Source organism: Paraburkholderia ribeironis, from assembly GCF_900019265.1.
GTDB lineage: Bacteria > Pseudomonadota > Gammaproteobacteria > Burkholderiales > Burkholderiaceae > Paraburkholderia > Paraburkholderia ribeironis.
The window spans coordinates 1-548 of sequence record NZ_CYGX02000202.1; the positions used below are offsets into that span (position 1 = coordinate 1).

A 548-nucleotide genomic window follows, 5' to 3' on the forward strand; every position below is an offset into this window, starting at 1 on the left:
GCATGATCTGGGGGGCCCGCGGTCTGGCCGGCGGGCCACCCTGATGCATCAATCGAGTTCCATCACGATCCGTCCATCCACTGTCCCTTCGCGAAGTGCGCCGAATACAGCGTTGATGTTCTCCAGCCGGTCGCGATGAACGTGGGCTCGAACGCTGCCTTGTGCCGCAAAGTCGAGCGATTCCTGTAGATCCCGCCGCGTGCCGACGATGGAGCCGCGCACCGTAATGCCGTTGAGAACCGTCGAAAAGATCGGCAGCGGAAAGTCGCCTGGCGGCAAACCGTTAAGGGAGATCGTTCCGCCGCGGCGGACCATACCGAGAGCCTGCGCAAATGCGGTGCGCGAAACTGCGGTGACCAGCACGCCATGCGCGCCGCCGATTTCCTTCTGAATGAAGTCCGCCGGGTCGGTGGTGTTCGCATTGACTGCGAGCGTGGCGCCCAGTTTGCGTGCAAGTTCGAGTTTGGTGTCGGAAATGTCGACGGCAACAACGTGCAATCCCATCGCGATTGCGTACTGCACAGCGACATGTCCGAGCCCACGAGACA

Annotated in this window: 1 protein-coding gene; it reads right to left on the bottom strand. The window is 61.9% G+C overall.

The genetic code is table 11. The features are described 5' to 3' along the window. Window positions 1–48: 48 nt before the first annotated feature. Window positions 49–548 (bottom strand): zinc-binding dehydrogenase (locus tag BN2475_RS33155; protein WP_143326078.1); only part of this gene is annotated, 500 nt, incomplete at its 5' end.